The organism is Pseudomonas sp. RIT-562, from assembly GCF_026241895.1.
GTDB classification, from domain to species: Bacteria; Pseudomonadota; Gammaproteobacteria; order Pseudomonadales; family Pseudomonadaceae; genus Aquipseudomonas; species Aquipseudomonas mandelii_F.
In genome coordinates, this window is record NZ_JAPJIV010000006.1 from 150,740 (window position 1) to 173,197 (window position 22,458).

Here is a 22,458-nt window from a genome sequence, read left to right on the forward strand (position 1 = left end):
CAACAAGAACGCACTGAGAAAATTAGCAAAAGGCCATCAAGGCGATGAAACGCTTGTTTGAACATGAAAACCGGTGGCAAAGGTGGGGGTTTAGATCAACTTGTGAGTGCGGATGAACTGTGAGTGCAGATCAACCTGTGGTTGAAGATCACCTGTGGGAGCAAGGCTTGCCCGCGATGGGGGCCACAAGGCCGCCAACAGCATCGCGGGCAAGCCTTGCTCCAATAGGTTGGTGTCAAAAGATCGGTATTATTCCCAAATGTTTTGATTGTTACCGGGCCGCGTTTTGTTCCAGCTGCCCATCCCACCCGCCGCCCAGCGCTGCAATCAGCTGCACGCTGGCGATCAAGCGGCTTTGCATCAGGCTGAGCATGTTGCGTTCGTTGTTCAGTGCCGTCGCCTGAACCACTACCACATCGAGATAGGCAATCAGCCCCGCCTTGTACTGATTCTGGATCAGGCGCAAGGATTCGCGGGCGGCGTCCAGTGCCTGCTGGCGAACTTCGGACTCGTTCTCCAGCACCTTCAATTGCACCAGGTAGTCCTCCACCTCACGGAACCCGTCGAGTACCGTCTGGCGATATTTGGCCACGGTTTCGTCGTAGGCGGCTTCGCTGCGGTCCACTTCCGCCGAGCGTTGGCCGCCATCGAACAGGGTCATGGCCAACTGTGGTCCCACCGACCAGAAGCGATTTGGCACGCTGAACCAGTTCGACGACGTGCTGCTGCTGTAGCCGCCATTGAGGCTGAGCGTCAGGTCCGGGTAATACGCCGCCTTGGCCACGCCGATGTTGGCGTTCGCCGCCATCACCGAGCGCTCCGCCGACGCAATGTCCGGCCGCCGTTCCAGCAGCTGCGAAGGCAGGTTCAGCGGTACCTCGGGCAGAGTCGGTATGTCCTGGGACTCGGCCAGGTTGAACTGCGCCGGGGGCAGACCGATCAGCACCGCGATGGCATGTTCAAACTGCGCACGCTGCCAGATCAGGTCGACCATGTCGGCCTGGGTGCTTTTGAGCTGGGTTTGCGCCTGGGCCACCGCGTCCTTGCCGGACACTCCGGCGCGGTACTGGTTTTGCGTCATCTTCAGCGAGCGCTCGTAGGCCGCGACTGTCGCTTCCAGCAAACGTTTCTGTTCGTCGATGACGCGCAGCTGCAGATAGTTCTGCACCAGCTCCGACTGCTGGCTCAGGCGCATGGCCGCCAGGTCGGCATAACTCGCCTGGGCGTTTGCGGTATCCGCTTCCAGGCCGCGCCGCAACTTGCCCCAGACGTCCGCTTCCCAACTCACGCCGGCCTGCGCCGTATAGGTGTCGCGGATACCGCTGGAGGAACTGCTCAGGCTGGAACTGCTGCTCCCGGTACCTTGGCTCGAGCGATTCTTGCCCACGGTCAGGTCCACCGTCGGAAAGAATGCGCCACGGGCGCTGCGCACCAGGGCCTGGGCCTGGCGATATTGAGCTTCAGACTGGGCGACGGTCTGGTTGGCGCTGTTGAGCTGGTCGATCAAGCCGTTGAGCTGCTGATCGCCATACAACTCCCACCAGGCCCCGCGTGCGAGGGAATCGCTGGGGTTGGCCTGCCGCCAGCCGGCTGCTTCCTTGTACTGCACAGGGGCAACCGCCTGCGGGCGCTGGTAATCCGGTCCGATGGCGCAGGCACTGAGCAAGGACACGCACAGTACCAGGCTCAGCAGGCGCGAGCCGCGGGCCGGGATCAAGGGCGCGGCCCGGGTGAAAAGCGAACGGTCAGTCATAGCGGAGTTTCCAGAGCAGCATCGGTACGCACCCCACGCCAGTGGTTGAAGCGATGGCGCAGTTTGTCGAGATAGAGGTAGACCACCGGGGTGGTGTAGAGGGTCAGCACCTGGCTGAAGATCAGCCCGCCGATAATCGTCAGGCCCAAAGGCTGGCGCATTTCCGCCCCTTCAGCGCGACTGAGCAGCAAAGGCAAGGCCCCGAGAATGGCTGCCAGGGTGGTCATCAGGATCGGCCGCAGCCGCTGCAGGCAGGCACTGCGAATCGATTCCAGCGGCGCCAGGCCCTGATGGCGTTCGAGCTGCAAGGCCAGGTCGATCATCAGGATGGCGTTTTTCTTCACCACACCAATCAGCAGGAACAGCCCCAGCAGCGAAATCAGGCTGAATTCACCGCCCAGCGCATAGATCGACAGCAAGGCGCCGACGCCTGCAGACGGCAGGGTCGAGAGAATCGTCAGCGGATGGATGTAGCTCTCGTACAGCACGCCCAGCACCAGGTACACCGCGACCAGCGCGCCAAGGATCATCCACGGCTGGCTTTTCTGTGTGGCGGCAAACGCATCAGCGGTGCCCGCGACCTTGACGATCACGTCTTCCGGCATACCCAGTCGCGCAATCGCCCGCTCAATGGCAGCGGTGCCCTGCTCCACCGTGACCCCTTCGGCCATGTCGAAGGAAATACTCTCGGAAGCGAACTGGCCCTCGTGGCTGACCCGGTCGTCTTCCAGGCTATTTTCGTAATGGGCAATGGTCGACAGCGGAATCCGTGCGCCATCAGCGGTGATCACCTGCACCTGCTTGAGGGTAATCGGGTCCTGGGCGTATTTCGGATTGACCTCCATCACCACCTGATACTGGTTCAGGCTGTCATAGATGGTCGAGATCTGCCGTTGGCTGTAGGCATTGTTGAGCACCGAAGTGACCATGTTCATGTCGACGCCCAGGCGCTTGGCCTGATCGCGGTCGACAATCAAGGTGACCTGCTGGGCGCCGCGGCCTTCCCGGGCGTCGATCGCCGTCAGCTCCGGCAAGGCCTTGAGTGCGGTCACGACTTTCGGGTACCACTGGCGCAATGAGCCAAGGTCGGCGCTCTGCAGGATGTAGGAATACTGCGAGGTGGTCTGCTCACGCCCGCCGCCGAACTGCAGGTCCTGGTCGGCCATAAGCATCAATTGCGCTCCGGCAACCTTGGGCATTTCCTTGCGCAGGCGCTCGATGACCTTCTGCGCGGAAATGTTGCGCTCCTGGATCGGTTTCAGGCGCACTAGCATGAAGGCGTTGTTGGTGCCGTTGCTGCCACCGATGAAGCCGGCGACGCTCTCGACGGCCGCGTCTTTCAACACCGCACGGCGAAAAATCTCCATTTTGGGCTGCATCACGGTAAACGACAGACCGTCATCACCGCGCACGAAACCGATCAGTTGCCCGGTATCCTGCTGCGGCATAAATGTCTTAGGAACAACAACATAGAGCGCAACATTAACGCCAATTGTCACGAAGAGACTGAGCAATGTCAGACGCCGGTGACGCAGTACCCAGTCGAGGCTGGTGGCGTATTTGGCCACCATCCAGTCGTTGGTCCGGCGGCTTACGCGCTGCAGGCGGTTCTCCTGGCCCGGCGTATGCGGCTTGAGCCAGCGGGCGCAAAGCATCGGCGTGAGGGTCAGCGAAACCACCAGCGAGACGACGATGGACGCCGCCAAAGTGATCGAAAACTCGCGAAACAGGCTCTCGATGATCCCGCCCATGAACAGGATCGACAGGAACACCGCCACCAGCGAGACGTTCATCGACAGCAGGGTGAAACCGACCTCCTCGGCTCCAAGGTAAGCGGCCTTCATCGGCGGTACGCCCTCGTCGATGTGCCGGGAAATGTTCTCCAGCACCACGATGGCGTCGTCCACCACCAACCCGGTCGCCAGGATCAGCGCCATCAGCGATAAGTTGTTCAGGGAGAAGCCGTAGAGGTACATCACGGCAAAAGTGCCAACCAGTGACACCGGGACCGCGAGGGTCGGAATCAGCGAGGCGCGGAAATTGCCCAGAAACAGGAACACCACCAGGATCACCAGCGCCACGGCGATCAGCAGGGTCATTTCCGCTTCGTGCAACGTGGCCTTGATCACCGGCGAACGGTCCATCGCCAGGTTCAGCTTGACGCTCGCCGGGAGCACGGCCTGTAACGCCGGCAGCTGGGCCTTGATCTCGTTGACGGTCTCGATGATGTTGGCACCGGCCTGGCGGTTGATCACCAGCAGAACCGCCGCGTCGTCATTGAAGAAGCCGCTGTTGTAGCGGTCTTCGACGCCGTCGCTGACCTTGGCCACATCCTTGAGGCGCAATGCGGCGCCGTCGGCGTAATGAATGATCAGCGATTCATAGTCCTTGGCCTTTTCCAGCTGGTCGTTGGCCTGCACCTGCCACAGGCGCTCGCCGTCTTCCACCGAGCCTTTGGGCCGGCGCACGTTGGCATTGGCGATGGCCGTACGCACGTCATCGAGTGCCACGCCGTACTGGTTCAGCGCCTGCGGCTCAAGTTCGATGCGCACTGCCGGCAAGGAACTGCCGCCGATCTGCACTTCGCCGACGCCCTGCACCTGGGACAGGCTCTGGGACAGGATGGTCGAGGCCAGGTCGTATAGCTGGCCCTTCTCCAGCACATCGGAGGTCAGGGACAGCACCATGATAGGCGCTTGGGACGGATTGACCTTCTTGTAGGTCGGCATACTGCGCATGCCGCTGGGCAGCAGGTTGCGCGAAGCGTTGATCGCCGCCTGCACCTCCCGCGCCGCGCCGTTGATATCACGATCGAGGTCAAATTGCAGGATCACCCGGGTCGAGCCCTGGCTGGAGCGACTGCTCATGGTGTTGACCCCGGCAATCGCGCCGAACGAGCGCTCCAGCGGGGTAGCCACGGTCGAAGCCATGACCTCGGGGCTGGCGCCCGGCAGGCTGGCCTGGACCACGATCACCGGGAAATCCATTTGCGGCAGCGGCGACACCGGCAACAGGCCGAAGCTCACGCCGCCCAGCAACATGATCGCCAGGCTCAGCAGCATGGTGGCGACCGGCCGCTTGATGAAAGGTCCGGACAGGTTCATGGCTGCTCTACCACTTCCACAGGCTCGGATTTATGACCCCAGCGCCGGCCCAGGCGATCGAAATAGAGGTAGATGACCGGTGTGGTAAACAGGGTCAGGACCTGGCTCACCAACAACCCGCCGACCATTACCAGACCCAGGGGTTGACGCAGTTCCGCGCCGGAGCCGGTGGCCAGCATCAGCGGCACCGCACCGAACAAGGCAGCCAGGGTGGTCATCAGGATTGGCCTGAACCGCAGCAACGCCGCCTGATAGATCGCCGTTTCCGGGTCGAGCCCCTGATTGCGTTCGGCGTCCAGGGCGAAGTCGATCATCATGATCGCGTTCTTCTTGACGATACCGATCAACAAAATGATGCCGATGATCGCGATCATGCCCAGGTCATTGCCACTCAACAGCAGCGCCAACAAGGCGCCGACCGCCGCCGAGGGCAAGGTCGAGAGGATGGTGATGGGGTGGATGTAGCTCTCGTAGAGCACACCCAGGACAATGTACATGGTCACCACCGCCGCCAGGATCAACAGCAAAGTGCTCGACAGCGACGCCTGGAAGGCTTCTGCCGCGCCCTGGAACTGGGTCTGCACTCCCAGAGGCATGCCGATGTCCTGCTGCACCTGTTCGATGATGTCCACCGCATGCCCCAGCGCCACGCCGGGCGCCAGGTTGAACGACATCATTACTGCCGGGAACTGGCCGATATGAGTAATCGCCAGTTGCGCCTGGCGTTGTTCGATGTGGGCCAGGCTGGACAGGCGCACCTGCCCGCCATCGGTGGTCTTGACGTGAATCTGATTCAGCGCATCCGGGCCGATTTTCTCGCCGGACTGTGCCTGCAGGACCACGCGATACTGGCTGGCCTGGGTATAAATGGTCGAGATCTGTCGTTGGCCGAACGCGTCATACAGGGCATCGGTGATGTTCGACACCGAAACGCCGACCCGGGACGCCGCATCGCGGTCGATCACCAGGTACACCTGCAGGCCTTTGTCCTGCAAGTCACTGGCCACATCCGTCAGCTCGGGCCGCTGGGCCAGGGCCTCGACCAGGCGGCCGCTCCACAGGCTGAGCAACTCCGAATCCGGGGACGACATGCTGAACTGGTACTGGGTGCGGCTGACCCGATCCTCAATGGTCAGGTCCTGCACCGGTTGCATGAACAGCCGGATACCTACCAGTTTGTCCACTTCCGGTTGCAGGCGGGCGATGATTTCGCTGGCACTCAGGTCCCGAGCGCTGTGGGGCTTGAGGTTGATCAGCAGGCGCCCGCTGTTGAGCGTCGAGTTGTCGCCGTCGACGCCAATGTAGGACGACAGGCTTTCGACCGCTGGATCGGCGAGGATAATTTTCGCCAGATCCTGCTGGCGCTGGCTCATTGCCGCAAAGGAAATCGACTGCGGGGCTTCGGAGATGCCCTGGATCACCCCGGTATCCTGCACCGGGAAAAAGCCCTTGGGCACGATCAGGTAGAGAAACACGGTCAGCGCCAGCGTGCCGATTGCCACCAGCAACGTCAGCGGCTGATGCTTGAGCACCCACTGCAACTTGCGCCCATAAGCGGCAATCATCCAGTCGATGGTCGCGCCACTGGCTCGATAGAAACGACCCTGTTGTTTTTCCTCGGGCTCGCGCTTGAGCAGGCGGGCGCACATCATCGGGGTCAGGGTCAGCGAGACCACCAGGGAAATCAGGATGGCCACCGCCAGGGTGATGGCAAATTCGCGGAACAGGCGCCCCACTACGTCGGCCATGAACAGCAACGGGATCAATACGGCGATCAGCGACAGCGTCAGGGAAATCAGGGTGAAGCCAATCTGCTTGGCGCCCTTGAGCGCCGCATTCAGCGGGGTCTCGCCTTCCTCGATGTAGCGGGAGATGTTCTCCAGCATGACGATCGCATCGTCCACGACAAAACCGGTGGCGATGGTCAGTGCCATCAACGTCAGGTTGTTCACCGAGAACCCGGCGAGGTACATCACGCCAAAGGTGCCGATCAACGACAGCGGCACGGCCACCGAGGGGATGATCGTGGCGCTGGCGCGGCGCAGGAACAGGAAAGTCACCATCACCACCAGGGCAATGGCGATCAGCAGTTCGTGTTGCACGTCCGTGACCGAGGCGCGGATGGTCTGGGTGCGGTCGGTGAGGACGGTGACGTCGAGGCCGGCCGGCAAGTTGTCGGTGATGCTCGGCAGCAGCGCCTTGATCCGGTCCACCACTTCGATGACGTTGGCCCCGGGCTGGCGCTGGATATTGAGCAGCACCGCCTGGTTTTCATTGGCCCACGCGGCCAATCGTTCGTTCTCCGCACCGTCGACGATCTCCGCCACGTCCTTGAGCCGCAACGGCGCGCCGTTGGCGTACGCGAGAATCAGGTTGGCGTAGTCCGCCGGAGAGGTCAGCTGGTCGTTGGCATCGAGCATCGACACCCGGGTCGGGCCGTCGAAGTTGCCTTTGGGCTGGTTGACGTTGGACGCGCCGATCAGGGTGCGAACATCGGCAAGGTTCAGGCCGTTGGCCGCCAGGGCCTCCGGATTGACCTTGATCCGCACGGCCTGGCGCTGGCCACCGGCAATGCTGACCATGCCGACTCCGCTGATCTGCGCGATTTTCTGCGCCATGCGCGTATCGACCAGGTCATTAAGCTTGGGCAGCAGCATGGTCTTGGAGGTAATCGCCAGTGTCAGGACCGGGGTGTCCGCCGGGTTGACCTTGTTGTACACCGGCGGTGCCGGCAGATCGTTGGGCAACAGGTTGGTCGCCGCGTTGATCGCGGCCTGGACCTGCTGTTCGGCGACGTCCATGTTGATGTCGAGGCTGAAGCGCAAGGTCAGTACCGATGCGCCGCCGGAGCTGGTCGAAGCCATCTGGGTCAGGCCGGGCATCTGCCCGAACTGGCGTTCCAGCGGTGCGGTCACGGCACTGGTCATGACATCCGGGCTCGCCCCTGGGTACAGCGTCATGACGCGGATGGTCGGATAATCAACCTGCGGAAGTGCCGACACCGGCAGCAAACGATAGGCGATGATGCCGGCCAGGATAATGGCCAGCATGCTCAGCGTGGTGGCTACCGGGCGGAGTATAAACAGCCGCGAGATGTTCATGCGCCGCCCTTTTTCGCCTTGTCGGTCGCCGTCGCATCAGGCGCCGTGGCCGCCGACTTGCCCTGCAGGTGTTCGGTTGGCGTGGTCGGCACGTCCTTGCTGTCATTGACCACTTCCACTTCGCTGCCTTCCTTGAGGCGGTCGGTGCCCTCCAGCACCACGCGATCGCCGGCCACCAGGCCTTCGGTGATCACGGTGTTGTCACCGTCACTGGCACCGACTTTGAGCTGACGAATGGTGACCTTCTTGTCGCCATCCAGCGCATAGACGAAGGTGCCGTTGGTGCCGAACTGAATCGCCGCCGAAGGGGCCAGCACCACGTTTTTCAGGGTGTCGGCGAGCAGGTGGACGTTGACGAACTGGTTGGGAAACAGCGACTGATCGCGGTTGTCGTAGCGGGCCTTGAATTTCAGGGTCCCGGTGGTCACGTCAATCTGGTTGTCCAGGCTCTGCAGCACGCCGGTCGCCTGCAACTTCGTATCGCCCCGGTCCCAGGCTTCGGCAGGTAGCTTGGCCCCCGAACGATAACGCTCCAGTACCACGCTCAGGTTGTTCTCCGGCAAGGTGAAAGCGACGCTGATCGGTTGGGTCTGGGTGATGATGGCCAAGGCCGTGGTGTCATTGGCGGCCACCAGGTTGCCGACATCCAGTTGGCGCAGGCCCACACGGCCGGCAATCGGTGCGCGAATTTTGGTGAATTCGAGATTGAGCTTGGCGTCGTTGACCGCTGCCTGATTGGTCTTGACCGTGCCCTGATACTGGCCGACCAGCGCTTCGGCGGTGTCCAGGGTCTGCTTGGCGATGCTGTCCTCGCGGTACAGGCCACGGTAGCGCTCGACATCCACCTGGGCGTTCTTCAACTGCGCCTGGTTTTGCAACAGGGTGCCTTCGGCTTGCAGCAAGGCGTTCTGGTAAGGACGTGGGTCGATCTCCGCCAGGAGGTCACCGGCCTTGACCATCTGCCCTTCCTCGAAGGAAATCTTCACCAGTTCCCCGCCCACCCGGCTGCGCACATTGATGGTATTTAGCGCGGTAACGGTGCCCAGCGCCTTGTAGTACAGCGGGAAATCACCCTGCACTGCCGGTGCCACGCGCACCGGAATCGGCCCGGTCGCTCCGCCAAACCCCGGACGCATGCCCCCGGCCTTGCCAGTGCGCCCGGCCACGGCTTTTTGCCCAGCGGGGTCGTTCTGGTCGCCTGCGGGCCAGAATTTCCAGCAAACGCCGGCGACGACCAACAGGACTAGCAGGCCGAACAGCCAGCGACGGGGACTACGGGAGGAGGATTGCATTGAATGATCAACCATTGGGCGCGTGGGCTTCTTCTACGGGAGGCTGAACGATAAGCACTGGCGGGCATTAAGCAAAGCGGCTTTACCGGCAATTTACTTTCGGCTTACGTAACAGGATGTTTGTCCAAGATACTGATACACAAATGAAAACGGCCTGGACAGGGCCAGGCCGTTAACAATTGTAAGCGTTAACTTATTTCAGAACAGCAAGAGCCGCTTCGTAATTTGGTTCTTCAGCGATTTCCTTGACCAGTTCGCTGTGCAGCACGTTGTCGTTTTCGTCCAGTACCACGACTGCGCGGGCAGTCAGGCCTTTGAGTGGACCATCGGCAATGGCTACGCCGTAGTTCTCGATGAACTCGGCACCGCGCAGGGTCGACAGGTTCTGTACGTTTTCCAGGCCTTCGGCTCCGCAGAAGCGCGCCTGGGCGAACGGCAGGTCGGCGGAGATGCACAGCACCACGGTGTTGGCCACGTCGTTGGCCTGGGCGTTGAACTTGCGCACGGAGGTGGCGCAGGTCGGGGTGTCGACGCTAGGGAAGATGTTCAGCACTTTGCGCTTGCCGGCGAAGCTTGCCAGGGTTACGTCGGACAGATTGCCGGCAACCAGGGAAAAGGCTGGCGCCTTGGAACCGGCTTGTGGCAGTTGGCCGTTGACTTGAACAGGGGTGCCTTTGAGAGTGACTTGAGCCATGAACGGAGTCCTTCTGAACGTTGGTTTGGAGAATTTTGAAGAGGCAGAAGTTAACCACGAAATGGGCTGGCGACCTATGCCCGGATACAAAATGTGGTGTATCCGTTGTTACTCGTAATCGTGACCTGTATCGCCTGCAGAAGCTGCGCGGGGGGCTGTGTGTCTGGGTACATATCCGTTGTTGCGGTCATGGCTTGTATCGGTTCCGCCCTTACGGCGGGTTACTTGGAAATGGCTGCGCGCCCCGGCGCCAAGTAACCAAGCGCCCTTTGCCCCACCACTCGGCACCTCGCCTAGGCTCGGTGTGCCCGAACGCAGGCATTGCTCCGCGGGTCGCCGCGATGGGGCATCCCTGCCCCAGCGCGGCTAAACCGGCATCCTTGCCGGTTTACCCGCTACGCAATGCCTGCGTTCGGCCAGCGTGGTTAACGGGGCGTCCGAGATCAACAACCGGGCCGTGGCGGCCTTCGGGCCGACCAAGGCATCAAGCCGGCGCGCTGCGCTTATCTAGTCGTGCCGCATTGCGCTACCCCTCTGTAGGAGCGAGCCTGCTCGCGATGGACGTGAACGATTACGCATACTTCCTGAATAAACACGCCCCCTGTAGGAGTCCGGCTTGCCGGCGATGGCGTCTGCGAGATCGCCATCGCCGGCAAGCCGGGCTCCTACAGGAGATTTCGTTGTGCCAAAAATTCGCGTTCACATAACACCGCCGATGCAAAGCCGAACTACCCGCCAGGTCGGCTTTCAGGCCGCCTCGGCCCGGTTCTTGATCGCGGACGCCCATTAACCACGATGGCCGAACGCAGGTATTGCGCAGCGGGGAAACCGGCAAGGATGCCGGTTTAGCCGCGCTGGGCCAGGGATGGCCCATCGCGGCGACCCGCGGAGCAATGCCGGAGTGAGGGCACACCGAGCCTAGGCGAGGTGCCGAGTGGTGGGGCAAAGGGCGCTTGGTTACTTGGCGCTTCTCCAAGTGACCCGCCGTAAGGGCGGAACCATAAGCAGCCGTGACCGCAGCAAAGGATATGCACCCAAGACCAGATCAAAAGATCGCAGCCTCGTTCCACTCGTCAGCTCCTACAGCTCCTACGAGGAAACCAGGCCAAATTTCTTCTGCAGCCTGTCGATTCCAGCCACCGCAATTCGACTATTGAGCAAGCCAACGAAGGAGTACCCACCATGCGCTTCATGATCATTGTCAAAGCCAGTGCCGATTCCGAAGCCGGCATCATGCCCAGCGAAGAACTGCTGACCGCCATGGGCAACTACAACGAGGAACTGGCCAAGGCTGGCATCCTGGTCACCTGCGACGGCCTGCAACCCAGCAGCAAAGGCGCCCGCGTGCGGTTCTCGGGAGAGCAGCGCATTGTTATTGATGGCCCATTCATCGAGACCAAGGAGCTGATCGCCGGCTACTGGATCTGGGATGTGAATTCGAAACAGGAAGCCATCGACTGGGTAAAGCGCTGCCCCAACCCAATGCCCGGCACTGACGCCGAAATCGAGATTCGCCCGGTGTTCGCCGCAGAAGATTTCGGTGCCGAATTCACCCCCGAACTGCGCGAGCAGGAAGAAAGAGTGCGGGCCCAGGCGAAAAAAACCTGAACCCTAAAGTGCGCGCAAGCCACCGTCGAACCCGAGGCTTGCCCGCCCCCTTTTACTCCGGAGGAACAACCTGCCGATTTGTATTAACTTTTTAGTACACGAATAGAGTGAGAACTCGTACGCAAAACTAAGGAATTAATCCTTTCGACTGGCTAATACGAGGCAAATCCCCGAGCAAATCAACAGCCAGCCGGCACAGTTAAGCGCTCTCTAACTGTGGCTGCGGCGCAGTCGTCTGGGCTTGAAACTGACAGCCCGCATGCAAACGTTGTGGCGCGCCTGTTATGGCCCGCAACCCGCCGAAGGTCAGGCACTCCATCAGCTCAAGCAATTCTTGACTACGCTGCACAGTCAGGCGGCACGCCATAGGGCGACGCCGGCCCAGGCTTTACGCCCTCTCAACCCCGCCCACGAGAAGGACTTCCCATGACGAACCCGACTTCGATCCACCGCAACGGGCTGAAGTTTCTCTTCGCCCTGGCCTTGAGCATTCCACTGCTAGCGCTTGCCGCCGAGCCCCTGCCTTCATGGAACGATGGCCCGTCGAAAAAAGCATCATCGAGTTCGTCCAGGCAGTCACCGACCAGGGCAGCAAGGACTTCGTCAAGCCGCAGGACCGCATCGCCGTATTCGACAATGACGGCACGCTGTGGAGCGAGCAACCGATGTACTTCGAGCTGTTGTTCGCCCTCGAAGAGGTCAAGCGCACTGCGCCGCAGCACCCGGAATGGGCAACCACCCAACCGTTCAAGGCGGTCATCGAGAACGACCATAAAGCCCTCGCGGCCACCGGCATGGACGGCCTGCTGAAGATCGTCGGCGCCACCCACACCGGCATGACCACTGACGCCTTCGATGACTACGCCAAAACCTGGTTGAGCCAGGCCAAACACCCCAAGACTGGCAAGCCCTACACCGAAATGATCTTCCAGCCGATGCTGGAAATGCTCGACTACCTGCGCAGCCAGGACTTCAAGACCTACATCGTCTCGGGAGGCGATACCGGCTTCATGCGCGCCTTCGCCGAAAAGGTTTACGGAGTGCCGCCGGAACAGGTGATCGGCACCACTTTTGTCACCGAGTACCAGTTCAAGGAAGGCAAGGCGTCGATCCTGCGCACCCCGAAACTGGCGCACAACGATGATGGCCCAGGCAAGCCCGAGAGTATCGAAGCGGTGATTGGTCGCCGGCCGATCCTCGCCTTCGGCAACTCCGACGGAGACCTGCAGATGCTGCAGTGGACCGCCGACGGCAGCGGCAAACGCTTCATGGGCCTGGTGCATCACACCGACGCCAAGCGCGAGTGGGCCTATGACCGCCAGTCGCAGATCGGTCGTCTGGACAAGGCCTTGGACGAAGCAAACAAGCGCGGCTGGACCGTTGTGGACATGGCCGCCGAATGGCAGCGCATTTATCCATTTGACGCCCCCGCCACAGAGTAAGTGCAGTAAAAAAAAGCGTAATGCAGGACCGTAAAAACGTTGTCGCCTTAACGCGACGTTAGTGAGCAAAAGGAGTGACCGGGACGCCGCCTGGGCCAGGGATGCCCGGGAGGTGATGCGCGGGGATGGCGGTAATCCGTATTATCGGTGGTTCATGGGGCAGTGATGGAGTAGCTGTCGCGATAAAAATTTGCCTGTCGCAAAACCTGTGGGAGCGGGCTTGCTCGCGAATTCGGTCGGTTATCCAACATCGATGCTGAATGTCACGACGCATTCGCGAGCAAGCCCGCTCCCACGGCGTATTGCGCTAGCCCAAACGCATCACTTGGATTTGAGCTTCAAATAAGACTGATGCAAATCCGCAGCCCAGCCATCGATCACGCCCTTGACGTCATCCGCCTTCATCACCTGGCTTTCATTTTCCAGCGGTTTGCCGATGCCTTTGCGCACAACCTGGGCGAGCACGTGGTTGTCGCCGCCATCAAGGAACACGGCCTCGGTCGACAGGTCGGTTTCCTGGTCACGAATACCACTGGCCGTGCTGACCGCCGCCGCCACCAGGGCAATCGGAATCACTTCATAAGGCTTCAGGCCTTCGGTCTTGCTGCTAACCGCAGTGATGGCCGCACGCACCACAATCACACCCGGTCCAGGCCCTGCGGCCAGTGGCAAGGACTTGCCAATCTCACGCTTGAGCGCCTGGTCGTAGTAGCCGGTGATGCCATTGAGGGTCGCCTGGGGAATTTTCACTGTCGGCTGCGGCTTCGGATAGAGCTGGGTAGGTTCCACGTAGACGCTGGTGTACTTGCTGATATCCAGCTTGGGGTCAATCCAGCGCATTACCGTGGCGCCCGACGGCGACTGTGCCTCGCGCAGCTGGCTGTAGTCCTTGAGGAAGCCCGAGTACTGATCCGGTTCGACCACTTTGCTGGCACAACCCACCATGCCAACCGAGGCAATGCACAGCGTACTCATCATTAACGCTAGCTTCATGCGGAAACTCCTGTAAGTAGGTCGATAACATTATGGGAAACGGTGTAACAGGTATAGCCAATGCTTGGGATAATGCCTTGAAAAATCACAATGTTCATCCTGGCTGCGCAGTGGTTCACAACGGGTAATTGACACAGGCCGGGCATACGGCAAAGCTGCAACGATCTTGCACGCGCACCTCAAGGCAATCGCACCTGGACTACGGAAGTCGCAATGCCGAAATATAAAAATAAAGCTGCAGAACCTGATTCGCCTGCGAACCCGATTGGTCGTTATCTGTTTCCCGTCATCATCTCTGCGCTGCTCATGTGCGTTGCGGGTATCGGCTGGTTTCTGCTGGACAGCCAACCTGCTCCGATCGCCTATGCGCCGGCGCCTGCATCTGCACCTGCACCGATTGCCCAACCACCCAAGGCGCAACCCGTCGCCATGGCGCCAGCGACCCTGGTTGATGAGGCGCAATGCCAAGGTTGCCACGGTGCAGAGGTCAAGGACTGGCAAGGCTCCCATCACCAATTGGCGATGCAGGAAGCCAAGACTGATACGGTGCTGGGCGACTTTAATAACGTCAGCTTCAAGGCGCAAAACGAAACCACGCGCTTCTCGCGCAAGGATGAAGGTTTCTGGGTCAACACCCCTGGCATCGACGGCAAGAATGCTGACTTCAAGGTGGCCTACACCTTCGGCATCGCACCCCTGCAGCAGTACCTGATCGAGGTCGGTGAAGGTCGACTGCAAGCACTCGGCGTCGCCTGGGATAGCGAAAAGAATCGCTGGTTTCATCTGTATCCCGGCCAGGGCGTCAACTTCAAGAACCCGCTGCACTGGAGCAAGCCCAGCCAGAACGCCAACTTCATGTGCGTGGAGTGCCACACCACCGGCTTCAAGCGCAATTTCGATGCGGCAAACAACACCTTCGACAGCCAGTGGAACAGCCTCGGCGTCGGCTGCCAGGCATGCCACGGTCCAGCCTCGAATCACCTGGAGTGGGCGGCGAAAAAAGGTGACCTGGTACACAAGGGTTTTGCCGTCGACCTCAAGGACAAGAACGCCACGGTCGAACTCGAAACCTGTGCCCGCTGCCATTCCCGCCGCGCGCCCCTGGGCGATGGTTTTACTGTCGGCAAGCGCCTGATGGATGACTACCTGCCCAGCGCCTTGACTCGCGAGTTGTACGCACTGGACGGCAAGATCAAGGATGAAGTGTTCGAGCACGGCTCCTTCGCCCAAAGCAAAATGGCCGACAAGGGCGTGCGCTGCAGCAACTGCCACAACCCCCACAGCAATGAACTGAAGGCACCCGGCAATGGCGTGTGCCTGCAGTGTCACAACACGGCGGGCAAAACCGCCGTCGCCGGGGTCGACGGCAAGGGCTTGCAGGCGAAAAACTATGATTCCATCGAACACACCCGTCACACCATGGGTCAGCCTGGCTCGCAATGTGTCGATTGCCACATGCCGGGCAAGTTCTACATGGGCAACGACTTTCGCCACGATCACAGTTTCAGCATCCCCAACCCGCAGCGAGCACAAAAACTCGGCACGCCCGACGCTTGCCTGACCTGCCACCAGGGCAAGGCCGCAGACAAGGTCACAGAACAGTTCAAGCTCTGGAACAACGCGACTGCCGCCCAGGCGCCGCGCTACGACGAAAGCCTGTGGCTGATCCGCAATGGCCAGCCGGGCGCCGCGCAAGCTCTGTACGAGCAATTGCAGCGCAGCAACTTGCCGGCAATCCAACGCGCGACGCTGCTGGCTGAATTGGCGTCCTACCCCAGCGAACAGGCTTTGAAGCTGGCAAGTAAAGACTTGAACAACCCCGCGCCCCAGGTCCGTGAAAGCGCCGTACGGGCGATCAGCGCCTTCCTGCCACCGGCCGAGCGCGCCGCCCTGCTCGCGCCGTTGCTGGTTGATCCGGTGAAGGCCGTGCGGATCGCCGCCGCCCGAGACCTGCTCGGCGCGGCACGCAATGGTTTGGGCAGCAACCAGGCCACTTGGGACTCGGCGATCAGCGAATATGAAGCGGTGCAGAAAAGCCTGGCCGAGCGTGCCGAAGCCAACCTCAACCTGGCGATGCTGTATCAGGCCCAGGGTCGCAGCGGTGAAGTCGAAGACTTGTTGCGCACCGCGCTCAAGCGCGACCCGGACTTCTACCCGGCCCTGGTAACGCTGGTGCAATGGCTGGAAGCAGCCGGGCGTGGGCAGGAAGCTCAGGCGCTGCTGGCCCAGGGTCTCAAGGACCACCCGGATGCGGCGTTGCTGCAACATTCCCAGGGCCTGGCGCTGATTCGCGCCGGTAAAACCGCCCAGGCGATGCCCGCCCTGCGCAAGGCGGCCCAACTTGAGCCGCAGGCCGCGCAGTACGGCTACGTACTGGCAGTAGCGCTGCACGACAGCGGCAAAGTCGACGAGGCCTGCCAGGAGCTGGAAAGACTGCTCAAAGAGCAGCCGACCCATCGCAATGCGCGGCTGTCGTTGATTCAGTACTACCTGGAAAACGGCCAGGAACCCAAGGCCCAGGTGCTGCTGCAAGGCTGGAAGAAAATGAACATGGGGGACCCGGCATTGAAGTGACGGGTTGCCCCGAGTGCTCGCCGCGCGCCCTCGCCGTCGCCCCGATCAACGTAGCAGCTGTCGAGCCTGCGAGGCTGCGTTCGGCTGCGCAGCAGTCGCAAATCCTGCGCAAGCGGTCGCCCTGATACACCGCAGCGCTGATCTCACGACTGCTGCGCAGCCGAACGCAGCCTCGCAGGCTCGACAGCTGCTACAGCGGCAATACGTGGCGTAGCGTGCAAGCAAACAGATACTCCCCGCGAAAAAAAACCGCATCAGCTCGTGGCTTATCGCCGCAGGCTTGCCCTCTATCTGATCCGCATAAACTCGCTTTTCCTGAGTCTGTTTTGTTGACTCGCAGATTTCTACAGTACCTGCTTTGCAACCGTGGAAGCATTGACCATGAGCACAGCAGCAATCGGCGCGGCCTACAACTACAAGGTCGTCCGGCAATTCATCGTGGCGACCATCGTCTGGGGCGTCGTCGGGATGGCGATGGGGGTGTGGATCGCCTCGCAACTGGTGTGGCCCGACATGAACCTGAACCTGCCCTGGACCACCTTCGGCCGTTTGCGCCCGCTGCACACCAGCCTGGTGATTTTCGGTTTCGCCGGCAGCGCGCAATTCGCCGCCAGCTATTACGCCGTGCAGCGCACCTGCCAGGTCCGGCTGTACTCGGACAAGCTCGCTGCGTTCACCTTCTGGGGCTGGCAGTCGGTGATCGTGGTGATGCTGATTACCCTGCCGCTGGGCTATACGACTACCAAGGAATACGCCGAAATCGAATTCTCCGGCGCCGTGTGGATGACCGTAGTCTGGGTCGCGTATGCCATCGTGTTTTTCACCACAGTGGTGCAGCGCAAGACCAAACACATCTACGTCGGCAACTGGTTTTTCGGCGCATTCATTGTGGTAATCGCCATGCTGCACGTGGTCAATCACCTGTCGATCCCGGTGGACTGGTTCAAGTCCTACCCGGTGTATTCCGGAGCCACCGATGCCATGGTGCAATGGTGGTACGGGCACAACGCGGTGGGGTTCTTCCTGACCACGGGCTTTCTCGGCATGATGTATTACTTCGTGCCCAAACAGGTCAATCGACCGGTGTATTCCTATCGCCTGTCGATCGTGCATTTCTGGGCGCTGATCACCCTGTACATCTGGGCCGGCCCGCATCACCTGCACTACACGGCACTGCCGGACTGGGCGCAATCGCTGGGCATGGCGATGTCGCTGATCCTGCTGGCGCCGAGCTGGGGCGGCATGATCAACGGCATGATGACGCTCTCGGGGGCCTGGCATAAATTGCGCACCGATCCGATCCTGCGCTTCCTGGTGGTCTCGCTGGCCTTCTACGGCATGTCGACCTTCGAAGGGCCGATGATGGCGATCAAAACCGTCAACGCCCTCTCCCACTACACCGACTGGACCATCGGCCACGTACACGCCGGGGCCCTGGGCTGGGTGGCGATGATTACCTTCGGCGCGGTCTACCACATGGTCCCGAAAGTTTTCGGACGTGAACAGATGCACAGCACCCCGCTGATCAACCTGCACTTCTGGCTGGCGACCATCGGCACCGTGCTGTACATCGCCTCGATGTGGGTCAACGGCATCACCCAGGGCCTGATGTGGCGTGCCATCAACGACGACGGCACCCTCACCTATTCCTTCGTCGAAGCCTTGCAGGCCAGTCACCCGGGTTTCATCGTGCGCTTTGCCGGCGGGGTGTTCTTCCTCAGCGGCATGTTGCTGATGGCCTACAACGTGTGGCGCACCGTGCGGGTTGCCGATGCCGCACTGGCTAACCGTGAAGCGCAGATCGCCTGAGGCGGAGGTTGAGATGGTCGAGTGGCTGATCAATGGGCTGGGTGTTGCGGGTTTGTGGCTGGCGGTGGAGTGCTGCCTTCATCGGCAGACCGCCGAAAGCCTGGAGGAAGCCAGCCTGATTCCCTTTGCCGATGACCCGGAGGTAGCGCGACGGGTAGAGCTGGCGACGGGTAAAAAAGTGAATGCAGTAGCTGCGCAAGTGCGAAAACCAGGCTGGGGCCGCTGCCAAATGTGATCTAGCGCAAATCCAAATGTAGGAGTGCGCCTGCTCGCGATGGCGCAGTGTTAGTCGATAAACGTGTCGACTGATACACCGCCATCGCGAGCAGGCTCACTCCTACAGGGTGGATTGCGCAATCAGGGATCTCAGCCGCGCTCGCGGGGGATCAGGCTCTGCAGCTGCTGCGCGAGGAAATTCGCATCGAAGGCAAAGGTATCCGGGTCCTTCAGCCCGTTGGTCTTGCGCCACTGCCAGCTATTGGATGGCGGCAGGCACACCAGCGAAACGCTGCCATAACGGGCGGCCGTCAAACCCATGACCGCCAGGGAAATCTGCCCGCCGGTCCCCATCACATCGGGCACGAACTCCACCGGTTTGCCGGCGATCACGATGCTCAGTTTCTCGGTCTTGAAATTCGAGGTTTCCACCGGAACACTCGGCCCGAAAGCGACATAGGCCTCGCGACTGACTTCCAGCAGATTGGGCGCCTTCACCGGCTCCAGCCACAGCTGGATCTGATCGAACAGTTCACCGATGCGGGTCGCCCACACGGCCGATTGCGCCTCAAACAGTTGCTTCTTGTGCGCTTCGCTGTCTGCGTACTGGCGAAGCATCTGACCCAATTGCTGTACGTCGTCCATTGCGGTGTTCCTTAGATTGAAGCAGTGCTGCGGACATTGAGCATGGCAGATGCAAGCCGCTGGCGTACGACTAAACGCGCCAGCGGTATTTTTATCCGGCCAGACCGGTCAGCGGGAAGTGAGCGTGCGCCGCAGACGGGCCATGCTCAACGTGTCCACGAGCACTCCGTCGCGCACCGCGTAGTCACGAAACAGACCCTCGGTTTCGAAGCCGAATTTGCGGTACAAACCGATGGCGGCTTCGTTGTCGGCGTACACCGAAAGCTCGACTCGCTGCAGGTTCATCCAGTTGTCAGCGATGTCCATGGCGGCGCTCAACAATCTTGAGCCTACGCCCTTGCCCTGCCATCCCACCGCAACGCCCATGCCGAAGCTGCCAGCGTGGCTGCGGCGCACCCGCGAGTATTGTTCGAGCCCCAGGTGACCGATGACCGCGCCCTGGTGCAGCGCGACCAGTTTCAGTGCGCGTTCGTTGTCCGCCTCAATGCGCTTGCGCCACACTTCCACGGACTGGAACGGCATCTGCAGCACCTGGCGAGTGATCGCCGTATCGTTGTAGAGCGCGGCGACGCCTTCGAGGTGGGATTCGTTGAAACGTTCGAGGCTAATGACGGGATCGGCGACAGTCATGGGTGATTCATCCTTGATACAGACATGGCCCCCCACTCTATAACCATCTTGCGCCGGTCAACAACTAGGCGTTTGGCGAAAACTCACGGCCAGGCGATTCCAGCTGTTGATGGTGGTGACGGCAACGGTCAGGTCGACCATTTCAGCTTCACTGAATTGCTCCCGGGCCTGGGCGTAGACATCATCGGGCACATGGCTCTGGGCGAGCAGCGTGACCGCCTCGGTCCAGGCCAGCGCCGCACGTTCACGGGGGTTGAAGAAGCCGCTGTCGCGCCACACCACAATTGAATAGAGCCGCCGATCGGTCTCGCCCAGGCGCCGCGCATCCACCGAGTGCATGTCGGTGCAAAATGCGCAGCCGTTGAGCTGTGAAGCGCGGATCTTGATCAGGTGCAGTAGCTGCGGTTCGATCGTGAGATTGCTGGTGAGCGCCTCCATGGCGATCATGGCTTTCATCGCCTTGGGCGATGCGCTGTAGTAATCCAGGCGGGAATTCATGACGTGCCTCGCGGGCCGATAAATACGCCTTACGGTAGGCGCGAACCGCCGGGCGTTACAGGTCCAATTCGGCGAATTTCCGGTGGACCACCCGGTGCCAGGCCAATCCGGGCTTTTTCACCCACGCAACTACTGCTGGTGCGCTCATGCAGGTAATCTTGCGCGATCGCATCCGCCCCCAACAAATTGCCCCGGAGCCTTGCCGGTATGGAACTGCATGTCGTCATCAACGGCCGCAAGGACCTGGCCGGCCAGTTGTACAAGCAACTGCGCAGCGCCATCGAGTCCGGTCGCCTGGCCGCTGGCACCCAGCTGCCGCCCAGCCGCTTGCTGGCGGAGCAGTTGGGCATTTCGCGCAAGACCATCTCCGATACCTATGCCCAGCTGACCTACGAAAACTTCCTCACCGGGGTCATCGGCAAGGGCACCTATGTCAACGCCCGGCCGGCCAAAATCACCCGCAAGCAGAGCCACTCGGACCTGGCGAGCGCCGAAGTCATTGAGTCCTGGCGCAATTTGCCGGTGTTCCTGCGTCACCCGACGCTCGAAGGCTCGCTGCGCTACGACTTCATTGGCGGCGCCACCAGCAAGGGCCAATTTCCCCAGGACGATTGGCGGCGGTGCACGGCCCATGCCTTGCGCCAGATGTCCGGTTCCAAGGGTTTCTACAGCCAGGCCGAAGGCCTGCCGGCGCTGCGCAACGCGATTGCCCGGCACATCGCTTTTTCCCGCGGGGTCAACTGCCAGGATGAGGATGTGGTGGTGTGCAACGGCGCGCAACAGGCACTGGACCTGATCTCCCGGGTGCTGACCCGCCCTGGCAGCCTGGTGGCCATGGAGGATCCCGGCTATCCCCCGGCGCGCCTGCTGTTTGGCAGCCACGGCGCGACGGTGATCGGGGTGCCGGTAGACGGCGAAGGTATTCAAGTGGACAAGATTCCCTTGGGCACCCGGCTGATCTACGTCACGCCCTCCCATCAGTTCCCGCTCGGCATCCCCATGAGTGCACAACGGCGGATCGCGTTGCTGGAGCGCGCCCACGAGCTGGGGGCGATCATCATCGAAGACGATTACGACAGCGAATTCCGCTACGAGGGCCGGCCAACCGACTCGCTGCAAAGCATGGACGAGCGCGGCATCGTGGCCTACGTCGGGACGTTCTCCAAGACCCTGTTACCGGAGTTGCGCCTGGGGTACACGATCCTGCCACCGGCCCTGCTGGAAGCGGTGATTCGCGCCAAGCAGCTCACTGACCTGCACACCTCCACCCTGCCCCAGTGGGCGCTGGCCAAGTTTATCGCCGAGGGCTGCCTGCTCAAGCACATCAGGCGCTGCCACACGATCTATGCCGGGCGTCGTGAGCGCTTGCTCGAACGTGCTGCCACGGATCTTGCGCCGTGGCTCGAAGCGGTGCCGTCCACCGCAGGATTTCACATGGTGCTGATGTTCAAGGTGCCTATCGATATGCCGTTGCTGGTGGAATTGGCGAAAAAAGTCGAGGTCGGGCTTTATCCGATTGAGGGCTTTTACTACCAACGGGCGCCCAGGGATGGACTGCTCATGGGTTTTGGCGCCATTGAAACGCTGGACATCGACCTTGCGCTAAACCGTGTGCGCGACATTCTGCAGCAGATCGCCTGATCGATTGGCACAGTGGTTTATCCGGCGATTGGCTATTGGCGGTCCCTGGACACAGGCCTATCCTGCTAAGGCGTTTTTCCCTCAATGAGCAGGATTCGTCCGGCCTGATTCAGGAGTGTGAGCAATGTCTACCGAAGTGATCAATACCGTACAAGTGCAGGCTGCCGCCGGCTGCTCCGAAGAGCTGGGCAAGCAACTGCAGAAAATTGTCGAAACCTTGCGTCAGCAACCAGGCTGCGAGTCGTATATGGTCGACCGCTGCCCCGAGGACAGCAACCGCTGGAACGTCAGCGCCCGCTGGCAATCGGAAGCCGCCATGCACTCGCACTTCAACTGCCCCGAAGTACAGGGCTTTATCGGCCTGATCGACAACCAGTTGGCTAATGCGGTGGATTTCAACAGTTTCCCCATCCGTTGAAATTGGTCCCCTGACCTTATCGGGAATTGGCTGTTTGCTT

The 22,458-nt window shown here is 61.0% G+C and carries 15 protein-coding genes and 2 pseudogenes; 8 read left to right on the forward strand and 9 right to left on the reverse strand.

The window, feature by feature from the left end; translation table 11 throughout:
- Nucleotides 1-271 precede the first annotated feature (271 nt).
- The 5 genes from ORL50_RS10430 to tpx all read right to left on the reverse strand — a co-directional run bounded on the left by ORL50_RS10430 (nucleotide 272) and on the right by tpx (nucleotide 9,944).
- Nucleotides 272-1,753 carry an efflux transporter outer membrane subunit gene (locus ORL50_RS10430; RefSeq protein ID WP_266013678.1) on the reverse strand — a complete coding sequence of 494 codons (1,482 nt, stop codon included), beginning with the start codon at nucleotides 1,751-1,753 and terminating at the stop codon, nucleotides 272-274.
- On the reverse strand, nucleotides 1,750-4,857 hold the full coding sequence (locus tag ORL50_RS10435; protein ID WP_266013681.1) for an efflux RND transporter permease subunit: 3,108 nt from the start codon (nucleotides 4,855-4,857) through the stop codon (nucleotides 1,750-1,752). Before ORL50_RS10435 ends, ORL50_RS10430 begins: the two co-directional genes overlap by 4 nt.
- Nucleotides 4,854-7,958 (reverse strand): MdtB/MuxB family multidrug efflux RND transporter permease subunit, encoded by a 3,105-nt coding sequence (locus ORL50_RS10440; protein WP_266013684.1) that lies wholly within the window; start codon nucleotides 7,956-7,958, stop codon nucleotides 4,854-4,856. The genes ORL50_RS10435 and ORL50_RS10440 overlap by 4 nt, the downstream gene beginning before the upstream one ends.
- Nucleotides 7,955-9,265, reverse strand: a complete 1,311-nt coding sequence (locus ORL50_RS10445) for an MdtA/MuxA family multidrug efflux RND transporter periplasmic adaptor subunit (protein ID WP_266013687.1) — start codon at nucleotides 9,263-9,265, stop codon at nucleotides 7,955-7,957. Before ORL50_RS10445 ends, ORL50_RS10440 begins: the two co-directional genes overlap by 4 nt.
- 178 nt (nucleotides 9,266-9,443) lie before the next feature.
- Nucleotides 9,444-9,944, reverse strand: a complete 501-nt coding sequence (gene tpx, locus ORL50_RS10450; protein ID WP_266013689.1) for a thiol peroxidase — start codon at nucleotides 9,942-9,944, stop codon at nucleotides 9,444-9,446.
- A 1,182-nt stretch (nucleotides 9,945-11,126) separates the two neighbouring features.
- On the opposite strand from tpx, the gene ORL50_RS10455 reads away from it, so the two are divergent.
- The 3 genes and pseudogenes from ORL50_RS10455 (at nucleotide 11,127) to ORL50_RS10465 (ending at nucleotide 12,994) form a co-directional block, all read left to right on the forward strand.
- Entirely contained in the window at nucleotides 11,127-11,552 is a 426-nt protein-coding gene (locus ORL50_RS10455; protein ID WP_266013691.1) for a YciI family protein, read from the forward strand.
- A gap of 160 nt (nucleotides 11,553-11,712) precedes the next feature.
- A pseudogene (locus ORL50_RS29075) lies at nucleotides 11,713-11,982 on the forward strand (BatD family protein); the annotation flags it as partial.
- Nucleotides 11,979-12,994 (forward strand): annotated as a pseudogene (locus tag ORL50_RS10465) (HAD family hydrolase). The pseudogenes ORL50_RS29075 and ORL50_RS10465, both read left to right, overlap by 4 nt.
- 321 nt (nucleotides 12,995-13,315) lie before the next feature.
- Here the strand turns inward: ORL50_RS10465 and ORL50_RS10470 are convergent.
- Nucleotides 13,316-13,987: a DUF3313 domain-containing protein gene (locus ORL50_RS10470; RefSeq protein ID WP_266013694.1), complete on the reverse strand. Its 672-nt coding sequence runs from the start codon at nucleotides 13,985-13,987 to the stop codon at nucleotides 13,316-13,318.
- 213 nt (nucleotides 13,988-14,200) lie between these two features.
- Between ORL50_RS10470 and ORL50_RS10475 the strand changes: the two genes are divergently transcribed.
- From ORL50_RS10475 to ORL50_RS10485, 3 genes are all read left to right on the forward strand, one after another.
- Nucleotides 14,201-16,561 carry a tetratricopeptide repeat protein gene (locus tag ORL50_RS10475; RefSeq protein ID WP_266013697.1) on the forward strand — a complete coding sequence of 787 codons (2,361 nt, stop codon included), beginning with the start codon at nucleotides 14,201-14,203 and terminating at the stop codon, nucleotides 16,559-16,561.
- Nucleotides 16,562-16,942: 381 nt separating this feature from the next.
- On the forward strand, nucleotides 16,943-18,370 hold the full coding sequence (gene ccoN, locus ORL50_RS10480; protein ID WP_266013700.1) for a cytochrome-c oxidase, cbb3-type subunit I: 1,428 nt from the start codon (nucleotides 16,943-16,945) through the stop codon (nucleotides 18,368-18,370).
- Nucleotides 18,371-18,383: 13 nt separating this feature from the next.
- Nucleotides 18,384-18,605, forward strand: coding sequence for a cbb3-type cytochrome c oxidase subunit 3 (locus ORL50_RS10485; protein WP_266013703.1), 222 nt, complete (start codon nucleotides 18,384-18,386; stop codon nucleotides 18,603-18,605).
- A 131-nt stretch (nucleotides 18,606-18,736) separates the two neighbouring features.
- Here the strand turns inward: ORL50_RS10485 and ORL50_RS10490 are convergent, their stop codons facing one another.
- From ORL50_RS10490 to ORL50_RS10500, 3 genes are all read right to left on the reverse strand, one after another.
- Nucleotides 18,737-19,231 carry a hypothetical protein gene (locus tag ORL50_RS10490; RefSeq protein WP_266013706.1) on the reverse strand — a complete coding sequence of 165 codons (495 nt, stop codon included), beginning with the start codon at nucleotides 19,229-19,231 and terminating at the stop codon, nucleotides 18,737-18,739.
- Between the two features lie 108 nt (nucleotides 19,232-19,339).
- Nucleotides 19,340-19,861 (reverse strand): GNAT family N-acetyltransferase, encoded by a 522-nt coding sequence (locus ORL50_RS10495; protein ID WP_266013708.1) that lies wholly within the window; start codon nucleotides 19,859-19,861, stop codon nucleotides 19,340-19,342.
- A 57-nt stretch (nucleotides 19,862-19,918) separates the two neighbouring features.
- On the reverse strand, nucleotides 19,919-20,359 hold the full coding sequence (locus tag ORL50_RS10500; RefSeq protein ID WP_266013711.1) for a carboxymuconolactone decarboxylase family protein: 441 nt from the start codon (nucleotides 20,357-20,359) through the stop codon (nucleotides 19,919-19,921).
- 207 nt (nucleotides 20,360-20,566) lie between these two features.
- Here ORL50_RS10500 and pdxR point away from each other — a divergent pair, with 207 nt between their 5' ends.
- Nucleotides 20,567-22,000: a MocR-like pyridoxine biosynthesis transcription factor PdxR gene (pdxR, locus tag ORL50_RS10505; RefSeq protein ID WP_266013714.1), complete on the forward strand. Its 1,434-nt coding sequence runs from the start codon at nucleotides 20,567-20,569 to the stop codon at nucleotides 21,998-22,000.
- A 124-nt stretch (nucleotides 22,001-22,124) separates the two neighbouring features.
- Nucleotides 22,125-22,418: a putative quinol monooxygenase gene (locus tag ORL50_RS10510; protein WP_266013716.1), complete on the forward strand. Its 294-nt coding sequence runs from the start codon at nucleotides 22,125-22,127 to the stop codon at nucleotides 22,416-22,418.
- The last annotated feature ends 40 nt before the right edge of the window (nucleotides 22,419-22,458 follow it).

Bases quoted from the DNA above. Each gene is read 5' to 3' on its own strand.
- ccoN (WP_266013700.1), top strand. From the start codon at position 16,943: ATGAGCACAGCAGCAATCGGCGCGGCCTACAACTACAAGGTCGTCCGG.
- ORL50_RS10445 (WP_266013687.1), bottom strand. From the start codon at position 9,265: ATGGTTGATCATTCAATGCAATCCTCCTCCCGTAGTCCCCGTCGCTGG.
- ORL50_RS10510 (WP_266013716.1), top strand. From the start codon at position 22,125: ATGTCTACCGAAGTGATCAATACCGTACAAGTGCAGGCTGCCGCCGGC.
- ORL50_RS10495 (WP_266013708.1), bottom strand. From the start codon at position 19,861: ATGACTGTCGCCGATCCCGTCATTAGCCTCGAACGTTTCAACGAATCC.
- ORL50_RS10440 (WP_266013684.1), bottom strand. From the start codon at position 7,958: ATGAACATCTCGCGGCTGTTTATACTCCGCCCGGTAGCCACCACGCTG.
- ORL50_RS10455 (WP_266013691.1), top strand. From the start codon at position 11,127: ATGCGCTTCATGATCATTGTCAAAGCCAGTGCCGATTCCGAAGCCGGC.
- ORL50_RS10475 (WP_266013697.1), top strand. From the start codon at position 14,201: ATGCCGAAATATAAAAATAAAGCTGCAGAACCTGATTCGCCTGCGAAC.
- tpx (WP_266013689.1), bottom strand. From the start codon at position 9,944: ATGGCTCAAGTCACTCTCAAAGGCACCCCTGTTCAAGTCAACGGCCAA.
- ORL50_RS10435 (WP_266013681.1), bottom strand. From the start codon at position 4,857: ATGAACCTGTCCGGACCTTTCATCAAGCGGCCGGTCGCCACCATGCTG.
- ORL50_RS10430 (WP_266013678.1), bottom strand. From the start codon at position 1,753: ATGACTGACCGTTCGCTTTTCACCCGGGCCGCGCCCTTGATCCCGGCC.
- ORL50_RS10470 (WP_266013694.1), bottom strand. From the start codon at position 13,987: ATGAAGCTAGCGTTAATGATGAGTACGCTGTGCATTGCCTCGGTTGGC.
- ORL50_RS10500 (WP_266013711.1), bottom strand. From the start codon at position 20,359: ATGAATTCCCGCCTGGATTACTACAGCGCATCGCCCAAGGCGATGAAA.
- pdxR (WP_266013714.1), top strand. From the start codon at position 20,567: ATGGAACTGCATGTCGTCATCAACGGCCGCAAGGACCTGGCCGGCCAG.
- ORL50_RS10485 (WP_266013703.1), top strand. From the start codon at position 18,384: ATGGTCGAGTGGCTGATCAATGGGCTGGGTGTTGCGGGTTTGTGGCTG.
- ORL50_RS10490 (WP_266013706.1), bottom strand. From the start codon at position 19,231: ATGGACGACGTACAGCAATTGGGTCAGATGCTTCGCCAGTACGCAGAC.